General features: G+C 46.4%; 9 protein-coding genes and 1 tRNA gene. 4 read left to right on the top strand and 6 right to left on the bottom strand.

Annotated features, from left to right (window positions below; genetic code table 11):
• Positions 1 to 18: 18 nt before the first annotated feature.
• The 3 genes from GWG06_RS06265 to recQ all read right to left on the bottom strand — a co-directional run bounded on the left by GWG06_RS06265 (position 19) and on the right by recQ (position 3180).
• Positions 19 to 91 (bottom strand) — tRNA-Phe (locus tag GWG06_RS06265).
• Positions 92 to 178: 87 nt separating this feature from the next.
• On the bottom strand, positions 179 to 943 hold the full coding sequence (locus tag GWG06_RS06260) for a DUF3050 domain-containing protein (protein ID WP_160712061.1): 765 nt from the start codon (positions 941 to 943) through the stop codon (positions 179 to 181).
• 35 nt (positions 944 to 978) lie between these two features.
• A complete protein-coding gene (recQ, locus tag GWG06_RS06255; RefSeq protein ID WP_160712059.1) occupies positions 979 to 3180 on the bottom strand; it encodes a DNA helicase RecQ in 2202 nt (733 codons plus the stop codon).
• Between the two features lie 172 nt (positions 3181 to 3352).
• Between recQ and GWG06_RS06250 the strand changes: the two genes are divergently transcribed.
• The 3 genes from GWG06_RS06250 (at position 3353) to GWG06_RS06240 (ending at position 6663) form a co-directional block, all read left to right on the top strand.
• Positions 3353 to 4327 (top strand): KpsF/GutQ family sugar-phosphate isomerase, encoded by a 975-nt coding sequence (locus GWG06_RS06250; RefSeq protein WP_160712057.1) that lies wholly within the window; start codon positions 3353 to 3355, stop codon positions 4325 to 4327.
• Positions 4328 to 4329: 2 nt separating this feature from the next.
• Positions 4330 to 5421 (top strand): mannose-1-phosphate guanylyltransferase, encoded by a 1092-nt coding sequence (locus GWG06_RS06245; RefSeq protein ID WP_127044261.1) that lies wholly within the window; start codon positions 4330 to 4332, stop codon positions 5419 to 5421.
• Between the two features lie 108 nt (positions 5422 to 5529).
• Complete coding sequence (locus GWG06_RS06240; RefSeq protein WP_235938172.1) at positions 5530 to 6663, top strand: methionine aminotransferase; 1134 nt, start codon at positions 5530 to 5532, stop codon at positions 6661 to 6663.
• 317 nt (positions 6664 to 6980) lie between these two features.
• Here GWG06_RS06240 and GWG06_RS06235 read toward each other — a convergent pair whose 3' ends face one another.
• From GWG06_RS06235 to GWG06_RS06225, 3 genes are all read right to left on the bottom strand, one after another.
• Complete coding sequence (locus GWG06_RS06235) at positions 6981 to 7721, bottom strand: carbonic anhydrase family protein (protein WP_262888674.1); 741 nt, start codon at positions 7719 to 7721, stop codon at positions 6981 to 6983.
• A gap of 17 nt (positions 7722 to 7738) precedes the next feature.
• On the bottom strand, positions 7739 to 9388 hold the full coding sequence (locus GWG06_RS06230; protein ID WP_160712055.1) for a SulP family inorganic anion transporter: 1650 nt from the start codon (positions 9386 to 9388) through the stop codon (positions 7739 to 7741).
• Positions 9389 to 9615: 227 nt separating this feature from the next.
• Complete coding sequence (locus GWG06_RS06225) at positions 9616 to 9909, bottom strand: hypothetical protein (protein WP_127042781.1); 294 nt, start codon at positions 9907 to 9909, stop codon at positions 9616 to 9618.
• Between the two features lie 400 nt (positions 9910 to 10309).
• Here GWG06_RS06225 and GWG06_RS06220 point away from each other — a divergent pair, with 400 nt between their 5' ends.
• Entirely contained in the window at positions 10310 to 10648 is a 339-nt protein-coding gene (locus tag GWG06_RS06220) for a PadR family transcriptional regulator (RefSeq protein ID WP_127042783.1), read from the top strand.
• Positions 10649 to 10671 lie beyond the last annotated feature (23 nt).

Below are 10671 nucleotides of genomic sequence, written 5' to 3'. Positions count from 1 at the left end.
GTAATGTTCCCTTTTGTGTGGTAGGAGCCGGGATCGAACCGGCGACACAAGGATTTTCAGTCCTTTGCTCTACCAACTGAGCTATCCCACCATCTTCTTTTGTGTGTGTCCCTCTCGTGAAGGGATTGCAAAAGTAAGACAAAATTTATATTTACAAAATTTTTGTTGAAATTTTTTTTCAGATAACTTTTTCAGACAGGATGCCGCTCCATAGTTGACGTCTCCAAACCAGTGACTGGCGGGCATATTGAGCTGCTTCCTCCCATTTATTGCTGTCGTTACCGCAGAGTTCCTGTACCATTTGCATGGCCAGCTGACTATGATGATCGCCGTCTACTTCTATGTGTCTTTCCAGGTAATAGATAAAGGTGGTCAGCTTTCCGGGGAATTTCTGATCCAGGTCTTTCACCAGTGCATAGAACATATCGGGGATAAGATCTTCGCGGCCGAATGTAAATACGGCGGCCATAACATGTGCCTTGCCGGTGGCAATAACGTCGAAGGTAAAGCCGAGAAAGCCTTTTACAGCCTCAGGAAGCGTTGTTTGTTCCAGGATGGCATGTACGGGTGTACCGGCGGCGGCAGCCGAAATAACGGCCTGTATGGCGCTGGTGTTGGCCCCTGCCTGCTGCATCGCCTGCTCGTATAGTTCGAAATGGCTGCATCGGTTGCCATTCATATCCACATCGCTTTCTTCTCCGGTTACAATTTCATTGATGAGATAGCGGGTAGCAGCGCTGCCGGTAGGTACCCAGGGTACATTTACGCAGGTCAGCTGTTGCTGCAGCCCTTTCAGCAGCGACATAAAATCCCATACCGCATATACATGGTACTGCATAAATACCCGGATATCGTCGAGGGTTTCAAGGGAAGCATAGAGCGGATGTGATACTACCTGTTGTCTTGTATCTGCAATGGTTTCCTGTATTCTTTGAATGCTCATAATAGCACGGTTTCGTTGTTCTTCAGAATAATATCCTAGTTGCCATACACCACCAGGAACTTAATACGCATCAGTTTCAGCTGCTCCAGGGAGTAATCGTTTTCGATGAGCTCTTCCCGGGCAAGCGCCAGGCTGGAGGTTTCGCAGCCCTTGAAATATTCCATGATTTCGTCCTGGGCATAATCGTCCAGTTCTTCATCCAGGCAATAGTCCAGGTTCAGTTTGGTGCCGCTGGCAACGATGGTTTCCATTTCATCCAGCAGTTCGGAGATGCTGAGTTCCTTGCTTTTGGCAATGGTTTCGAGCGGAATCTTTTTATCGATATTCTGGATAATGAAAACTTTCATACCGCTTTTATTCACCACGCTCTTCATCACGAAGTCGTCCGGTTTGGTGATGTTATTTTCTTCCACGTATTTGGAGATAACATCCACAAACTGTTTACCATAGCGGATTGCCTTGCCTTTGCTCACCCCCTGGATTTTTTCCAGTTCCTGTACGGTGGTAGGATATTGTGTAGCCATATCTTCCAGGGATGTTTCCAGGAAGATAACGAAAGGAGGCAGGTTTTTTTCCTTGGCTACTTTCTTACGCAGTTCCTTCAGCATTTCAAACAGCGCGGGATCTGCGGAAGCCAGGGCTTCTGCGGTAGCTTCCTCATCTTCATCGTGGCCTTCTTCATCAAACTGGTGATTCAGCGCCACCATGATGGAGTAAGGTTTCTTGAGGAATTTCCTGCCTTTGTCTGTCACCTTGAGCAGGCCGTATTCTTCAATATCCTTTTCTATCAGTCCTTCCAGCATCATCTGGCGCATGAGGGAATTCCAGAAGTGTTCATCGAAGTCCTTTCCTTCACCGAATACGTCGAGCTGATCGTGACGATAGGTAGATATCTGCGGACTGGTTTTACCGGTGATAACGTTTACGACATAGTCTGAACCGAAGCGTTCTTCCAGCGCACGGATGGCTTTCAGCACAATCACCACGCGGTTTTTCACTTCTATTTTTTCTTTCGGGTTGCGGCAGTTGTCGCACTGGCCGCAGCTTTCCGTTTCATATTTTTCTCCGAAATAGTGCAGGATCACTTTTCTGCGGCACACGGCGCTTTCCGCATAGGCAACGGTTTCGTTAATGAGCTGGGCGCCCATCTCGCGTTCGCTCAATGGTTTGTCGCGCATGAGGTGTTCCAGCTTCTGTACATCCTTGTGGGAGTAGAAGCATACGCAGTGTCCTTCCAGGCCATCGCGTCCGGCGCGTCCTGTTTCCTGGTAATAGTTTTCCAGGCTTTTAGGGATATTGTAGTGTATGACGAAGCGTACATCGGGTTTGTCAATACCCATTCCGAAGGCGATCGTGGCAACAATTACCTCGGTATCTTCGTGGAGGAACATATCCTGGCGCTGAGCCCTGGTAGTGGGGTCCAGGCCGGCATGGTAAGCTACCGCCTTGATGTTGTTGGCGCTGAGCATATCAGCCAGTTCCTCTGTGGTTTTACGGTTGAGGGTATAGATAATGCCGCTTTTCCCCTTATGCTGGTGAATAAACTTTACAATATCCTTGATGGTCTGATCCTTCTTGCGTTTGGGCCTGATTTCGTAGTACAGGTTTGGACGGTTAAAGGAAGAGATATATATGTTGGGATTATTTAATCCCAGGTTTTTTACGATGTCGCTTTGTACCTTGGGGGTAGCAGTCGCTGTCAGGGCAATGATGGGCAGTTTGTCGCTGATCTGCTCAATCATCTCCTTCAGGCGGCGGTATTCGGGCCGGAAGTCGTGTCCCCATTCAGAAATACAGTGTGCTTCATCCACCGCGATGAAGGATATTTCCAGTTCGCGGAAGAAGTCCAGGTTTTCCTGTTTGGTTAATGTTTCCGGTGCTACGTAAAGCAGTTTGGTTTTCCCTGTTTGCAGATCTGTTTTTACTTTTTTGATCTGCGCTTTGGAAAGGGTAGAGTTGAGGAAGTGTGCTACGTTATCCTTGCTGCTGTATCCGCGAACCAGGTCTACCTGGTTTTTCATCAAAGCAATGAGCGGAGAAACAATTAAGGCACAACCGGGGCTCATCAGTGCGGGTAACTGGTAACAAAGGGATTTACCACCGCCGGTTGGCATGATAACAAAAGTATCTTTTCCGGATAGGATGCTTTTAATAATGATCTCCTGATTTCCCTTAAAGGAATCGAACCCGAAGTGTTCGCGTAATGCATCCATCAAACTTACCTTTACAACAGCCATTGCATTCAAATTTAAAAAACAGTAAACTCTAAACTCTAAAGAATCACAAATGATGAAATAGTTCTATATGTTTTTTAGGGGACACGAAGTTACTTAAAAAAGCGCGGAGTGGCAATATTAATTACATGACCGCACCGGCGCTGACTAAAAAATGATAAATTTGTAAATCGTCATGAAAAATAATGTAACCATTAACATAGGAGCAGTAGCCAGGCGCACGATAGCAATGGAAGCAACGGCTATTAATGATTTGCAGCAGTTTATAGATGCAGATTTTGAAAAGGTGGTGGAACTTATTGCCACCTGCAATGGCCGGCTGGTTGTTACCGGAATTGGTAAAAGCGCTATCATCGCCCAGAAGATAGTGGCGACATTAAATTCCACGGGCACCCCCGCTCTTTTTATGCATGCTGCAGATGCGATCCATGGGGATCTTGGCATGATACGCCAGAACGATATTGTCATGTGTATTTCCAAGAGTGGTACTTCTGCAGAAGTAAAAGTACTGGTTCCACTGGTAAAGAATTTTGGTAACGTATTGATTGCCATGGTCGGAAATACGTCATCTTTCCTGGCACAGGAAGCGGATTACGTACTGAATACCACGGTAAGTCAGGAAGCCTGTCCCAATAACCTGGCGCCTACTACCAGTACCACTGCCCAATTGGCAATGGGCGACGCTTTGGCGGTCTGCCTGATCGAATGGCACGGTTTTACGGCAGCAGATTTTGCCAAGTTTCACCCCGGCGGCGCCCTCGGTAAGAAACTGTATCTTAAGGTAGCTGATCTGAGCAGGCTGCATCAGGCACCGCAGGTACTGACTACCAGCTCTCTCCGCGAAGTTATTGTGGAAATTTCTTCCAAAATGCTGGGCGTTACGGCTGTATTGGATGAAAACGGGCAGTTGCAGGGAATCATAACAGATGGTGACCTGCGCAGAATGCTGGAAAAGAGCGTTTCCACCGCTTCTGTAACAGCTAAAGATATCATGTCGGTCAACCCGAAAACCATCCAGCAGGATGAACTGGCCATCAACGCACTGGAAATGATGCGCCGGAACGATATTACCCAGCTGCTGGCGATGGACGGTACCCGGTATACTGGTATTATTCATTTACATGATTTAATCAGAGAAGGAATTATATAGCAATGACACAGCTGAACAGCCACTTTTATGTGGCAATAATGGCCGGGGGAATAGGCAGCCGCTTTTGGCCCCAGAGCCGGACAGACAATCCCAAGCAGTTCCTGGATATTCTGAATACCGGGAAAACCCTCCTCCAATGGACGTATGAACGTTTTGCCAACTTCATCCCCAGGGAAAACATATTCGTGGTTACCCATCAGCAATATGCTTCCAAAGTGGCAGAACAATTGCCGGAGCTGCAAACTGCCAATATTGTATGCGAGCCATCCCGGAAAAATACGGCGCCATGCGTGGCTTATATCTCTCATAAAATTCATAAACAGGACCCGCTGGCCAACATTATCTGTGCGCCGGCAGATCACCTGATCGTAGACGGTCCGGCTTTCACCTCCGCCTGCCTCAATGCCCTCCTGTTTGTACAGAAGCATAGCGCCCTGCTTACCCTGGGTATCAAACCGACCCGGCCTGATACCGGTTACGGCTATATTCAGTTTGAACCGCAACAGGTGGCAGACAATGTATACCAGGTGAAAACATTCACGGAAAAACCGAACCTGGAACTCGCGAAAACATTCCTGCAAAGTGGGGACTTCCTGTGGAATGCAGGCATCTTTGTGTGGAATGTTAAAACCATCCTCGCCGCCTTCAAGGAATACCTGCCGGAAATTGATGAGCTGTTTGAACAAAGTACCTACGCACTCAATACCCCGGAGGAAAAAGAAGTGATCGAAACCGTATATCCGCAGTGTACCAACATCTCCATCGATTACGGTATCATGGAAAAAGCAGATAACGTTTACGTGATCCCTTCCAATTTCGGCTGGAGCGACCTCGGCACCTGGGCATCCGCCTACGAAAACCTGGAAAAGGATTACCTCGGCAATGCCGTACAGGGCAAAAACGTAGTGGTAATAGACGCTACCAAATGTATGGTGAAAGTACCTAACGATAAGCTGGTACTGCTGCAGGGGCTGGATGAGTTCATCGTCATCGATACGCACGATGTATTACTCATCTGCAAAAAAGATAACGAACAACAGATCAAGGAATACGTTGCGGAAATAAAGCGCAACAAAGGAGAAAAATTCCTCTAGTCAGGAATTTACAGGATGAATTATGGGTTGCCGGTGGAGTAATTGAATTATTTCGCTTGTATCTTCGCCATCGACTCATAATTCATCATGCCTCATTCACAAATTTGTATGTCGAAGTTACCCAATACAGGAACCACTATCTTCTCCGTCATGTCTGCGCTGGCCGCAGAACATAAAGCCATCAACCTCTCCCAGGGATTTCCGGATTACGATTGCAGCGATGAGCTGAAAGCACTGGTCAATGAAGCCATGCAGCTGGGCCATAACCAGTATGCACCCATGCCCGGATTATTACCGCTCAGGGAAGCTATTGCCGGCAAGATCAAAGATCTTTACCAGCAGCATATCAATCCGGACACAGAAATTACCATTACTCCCGGTGGCACCTACGCTATATTTACCGCCATTGCTGCGTTTATCCATCCGGGTGATGAAGTTATCATCTTTGAACCGGCTTACGACAGCTATATCCCCAATGTGCTGGTGAACGGTGGAAAGCCGGTACTGATACCGCTTTCATTTCCTGATTACCATATCAGCTGGGACGAAGTACGGAGTAAAATCACGCCGCGTACCCGCATGATTATTGTAAATACGCCGCATAACCCTACCGGCAGTACGCTGCGGGAGGAAGATATGGCCGAACTGGAAAAACTGGTGACGGAACACAACCTGCTGGTATTATCTGATGAAGTATATGAACACCTGGTATTCGATGGCGCCAGGCATGAAAGCGCACTGCGCTATCCCGGCATCTACCGCAACAGTTTCGTGGTCTTTTCCTTTGGAAAGGTATTTCATAATACCGGCTGGAAGATGGGCTACTGCATTGCACCGGAGCACCTGACAAAAGAATACCGGAAAGTACACCAATACCTGTGCTTTTCTGTTAATACCCCCATGCAGTACGGCCTGGCGAAATTTCTGGAAACACCGGCGCACTACCTGGAGCTGCCGGCCTTCTATCAGCAGAAAAGGGACTATTTCCTGGAGCTGATGAAAAACTCCCGCTTTACACCGTTGGCCAGCCAGGGTAGCTATTTCCAGCTGATGCGCTATGACCGTATTTCAAACGAAGGCGATAAAGACTTCGCCATCCGGCTGACGAAAGACTCCGGCGTAGCAGCCATCCCCGTTTCCGCCTTCTACCAGAACGGAAAAGACGATCACGTAATCCGCTTCTGCTTCGCCAAAAAAGAAACCACCCTTGAAGCGGCGGCCCTCAAACTCACAAAAATTTAGTTATTTTTTTATTTGAGATTTGGTTATTTGATTGACGGATTTTGGAATTTTTTGATTTTGAAATTTGTAAATACTACGAAGACATAAGCGGATAACTACGCTTAGATCTTTGCTGCATTATAAATTTCAAAATCAAAAAATTTCAAAATCCGTCAATCAAATAACCAAATCTCAAATAAAAAAATGAACAAATAATAATGGGGCTGTTAGTAGTTGATTAATCACTCACCCCTATGAAAATGACTAATACGTTTTTGCTACTAAAGCCCCATTATTTATCACAAGCAAACATACATCCCCATAAAGGGAACTGTTTATTATACAGCCACAGCTATATCTTTATCGGCGCCGAGGATCATGGTGTGTTCCATGAAGGTTACCAGTCCTGTTTCCACGTCGTAGACGCCGCCGATGATACCTACTTCAGCATTGAGGATCATGTCACGGAGTATCTTACTCTGTTCCATGATAGCCTGTACGGATTTTTCAACGTGCAGGTTGGTGACAGCTTCCACGAATTCGCTGTTGCCGGAAGTTCTGTTTTCCTTCACAGATTTTTCAGCGAATACAGAAGGTGTGATTTTATTGAGTAAGCCGGTGAGGTTACCCATTTCCACCGCATCGCAGGCACCTTTGATAGCGCCGCATTTGGTATGGCCCAGCACAACAATAAATTTGGAGCCGGCCACTTTGCAGGCATATTCCAGGCTGCCCAGCACGTTATCGGAGATAACGGCGCCGGCTAAACGGATACTGAAAATATCGCCCAGACCCTGATCAAAGATCAGCTCCGCAGAAGTGCGGGAATCCATGCAGCTAACGATAGCGGCAAAAGGCCATTGCCCGTCAGATGTGTCATTCATCATCTGTAACAGGTTGCGGTTAATACGCAGGTTATCTACAAAGCGGGTGTTACCGGCTTTTAATAATTCCAGAGCTTGCGGTGGCGTAATTTTGCTTTGTTGTTCTTTATTGAGCGTTTTCATTTTTTTCTTTTTTTGAAGATGAATCAGAAGGAGCACGGTTTCCGTGTTGTTGTTGCTATGCTCCAGAGGCATTACTTAAATACCTTTCATCAGTTTAATTGTAATTGTTTCAATAGCTCCTTATGATTACCGGCAGCGATCGTGTGTACGTGACCGCTACTTTGCCGGTTATGTTCTTCTACTGTGTTGGCGGGTGTGTTTTCGATATTATACACCTCCTTGAAGCCTGTCAGAATAACCTTGATGTTTTTCTGCGGCGCCTTGATTTCCTTGAATTCGCGGATGGTCTGCAAAACATCGAAATCGATATAGGCGGTTTTGTGGGCATCGATCACTACAGTAGTATCATTGGGTAAATGATCCAGGGTGAGCAGGATGCTGGCTTTGTTCAGGAAAGATACTTCCTGCGCCAGTTCCAGCCGGATGCTGTCGCCGGTCTGATATTTTTCCTTACGGAAATAGTAGGAACTTTTCATATTACCGCGGAGGATAGCCAGTACACTCACTGCCATACCGATACCAATACCGATCAGCAGGTCCGTGAATACGATAGCTACTACGGTGGCAACAAAAGGAATCCACTGATATTTTCCGTTACGGAACATCTCTTTGAAGATGGCAATTTTACACAGTTTGTATCCGGTTACGAGCAGTACCGCTGCCAGCGTTGCCAGCGGTATTTTGTTGAGCAAAACGGGGATCAGGGCCGCACATATCAGCAGGAGGGAACCATGTATCATGGTAGACAGCTTGGTTTTACCACCGGCGTTGATGTTGGCGCTGGAACGAACGATCACGGAAGTGATAGGCAACCCGCCGATCATACCGCTGACCATATTCCCGATACCCTGCGCTTTCAGTTCCCTGTTAGGCGGCGTATAGCGTTTCATCGGATCCAGCTTGTCGGTTGCTTCCACGTTCAGCAGTGTTTCCACAGAGGCGATGATAGCAATGGTGGCAGCGGAGATCCACACTTCCTTGTTCCCGATTTCACTGAAACGGGGGAGGGTGAACTGACCGATAAAGTCGCTGAAACTTGATGGCACCGGTAAGTTTACCAGGTGATTCGATCCCAGGGCCAGCACCTCGTTACCAGAGAAGGCATAATTCAGCAGAATGCCCGCTATTACAGCAACCAGAGGCGCCGGCACCAGATTTACCTTTGGGATCTTGCTCCAGTACAGAATAATAAAAATGGATATAACGGTGATGACAGTTGCTCCGATACTGATGTGATTTAAGGTAGACAGCAGCGCGGTAAACGTATTTTCCCCGTCGGCCTGGATAAAGGCCACGCTGCCTTCTGCTTCGGCGTCATAGCCAAAAGCATGCGGCAGTTGTTTCAGGATGATGATGATACCGATGGCTGACAGCATTCCCGTAATCACATTGGAAGGGAAATAATTGGCTACAGTACCTGCTTTGATGAGCCCCAGCACAAATTGCAATGCGCCGGCAATAACTACAGAAAGCAGAAATATGTCAAATGCCCCCAGCTTGGTGATAGCTGTAAGGACAATAGCAGTAAGACCTGCAGCAGGCCCGCTGACGCTCAGCTGTGAGCCGCTGAGAAATCCTATCACAAGACCACCGATGATACCGGAAATCATACCGGCAAACAGCGGTGCGCCGGAGGCCAGGGCAATCCCCAGGCACAACGGCACGGCAATAAGGAAAACCACCAGACCTGAAGAGAAGTCCCCCTTTATGTTGGAGAATAATGATGCTTGCTTGTTCATAAAAAACACTTTTTCCGTTTAGGGATCAGTATGCCGGATAGCAGCAATGCTGCAACCACGGAACTATACAGATACAGATAGAATAGATCAGATTACCGGGCCAGTACAGGGAAACAGACCTGTATCACGTTAACGGATACACGTTGTCCTGCAGATGACGGCAGTAATAATTTGAATAAAAAAATAGAAAAAACAGTTTTGCTGTGTGTACAGCAATGTAGAGGTGATTATGCGTTCAGTGTATTGGGAGGGGGCGCATGTATTTCCTGTGCAGGATTGCTTGGAATATCTTCATGGAGGTGATAATGTAATACACCTACCAGTAATAACGGATCCAGCTCAAGCGCATCAAACTGTTTACAGAACTTCAGGTCCTTCGCAATTTTTACATGGTCGCCACAGGCATCCACAGGATGCTCTTCCACGATCTGGTTATTAAACAGCAGCTTTCCCACTTCCTTGATGGGAAGTAGCTGAGAGACCATAAGGCTCAAAAGAAAGATGCCGATAATTTTCTTCATGTATATAAACTGCTCTGATACAAAAGTAATTGAGTAGAGCCATAATTTCTAAAATCCGGTAATTAAAAAAATGTTAAAGCAAATTAACACGGACTGCTCTTCTTTATATGGTATAAAAATAACACTTTCCGCTCATCCGGATCTATTTACCGTTTGTCATTTATGAAACATTTTATTTTTGTTGTATTTATAAGCCTAAATGGCTGTAAATGTTGTATTTAGCAAGTTTTGCCCAGTAATATTCAAAGCAAGTTATTTTGTTTTCTATGGTATTGTGTATTGCATAGTAGTAAATAATCCCTATTTTTGTATTGTCAAGTTGAAATAACAAGTGTACACAACTGATAACAACTGATCAAAAACCAACCATTAGGATTTTAAAATTAAAAGCTCACTTGCCATGAACATAGATAACACACAATCGCAGATGAGGAAGGGCGTGCTTGAGTTTTGCATACTGTCCGTCATCAAGCAAGGAGAAGCTTATCCGTCAGACATCATTGAAAAGATGAAAGAGGCGAAGCTGGACATCCTGGAGGGCACCCTTTATCCCTTGCTAACCCGACTGAAAAATGCTGAACTGCTGACGTACAGATGGGTGGAAAGCAGCTCAGGGCCCCCCCGCAAATATTTTTCCATGACCGATAAAGGAGAAGTCTTTTACCGTGAACTGGAAAGCACCTGGAACGAACTGGCCAACGCCGTTCACCAATTAACACAAAACACTACACCTCTCTGACTTATGCAGGTGTATACCTGAAC

This window comes from Chitinophaga solisilvae (assembly GCF_009928525.1).
Taxonomy (GTDB): Bacteria; Bacteroidota; Bacteroidia; order Chitinophagales; family Chitinophagaceae; genus Chitinophaga; species Chitinophaga solisilvae.
The sequence above is the reverse complement of the archived record's forward strand: the minus strand, read 5'-3'. Positions and strand labels throughout refer to the sequence as shown.

Excerpts from the sequence above, each read along its gene's own strand:
- GWG06_RS06225 (WP_127042781.1), bottom strand. The coding sequence starts at position 9,909 with ATGAAGAAAATTATCGGCATCTTTCTTTTGAGCCTTATGGTCTCTCAG.
- GWG06_RS06240 (WP_235938172.1), top strand. The coding sequence starts at position 5,530 with ATGTCGAAGTTACCCAATACAGGAACCACTATCTTCTCCGTCATGTCT.
- GWG06_RS06250 (WP_160712057.1), top strand. The coding sequence starts at position 3,353 with ATGAAAAATAATGTAACCATTAACATAGGAGCAGTAGCCAGGCGCACG.
- GWG06_RS06230 (WP_160712055.1), bottom strand. The coding sequence starts at position 9,388 with ATGAACAAGCAAGCATCATTATTCTCCAACATAAAGGGGGACTTCTCT.
- GWG06_RS06260 (WP_160712061.1), bottom strand. The coding sequence starts at position 943 with ATGAGCATTCAAAGAATACAGGAAACCATTGCAGATACAAGACAACAG.
- GWG06_RS06220 (WP_127042783.1), top strand. The coding sequence starts at position 10,310 with ATGAACATAGATAACACACAATCGCAGATGAGGAAGGGCGTGCTTGAG.
- GWG06_RS06235 (WP_262888674.1), bottom strand. The coding sequence starts at position 7,721 with ATGCCTCTGGAGCATAGCAACAACAACACGGAAACCGTGCTCCTTCTG.
- recQ (WP_160712059.1), bottom strand. The coding sequence starts at position 3,180 with ATGGCTGTTGTAAAGGTAAGTTTGATGGATGCATTACGCGAACACTTC.
- GWG06_RS06245 (WP_127044261.1), top strand. The coding sequence starts at position 4,330 with ATGACACAGCTGAACAGCCACTTTTATGTGGCAATAATGGCCGGGGGA.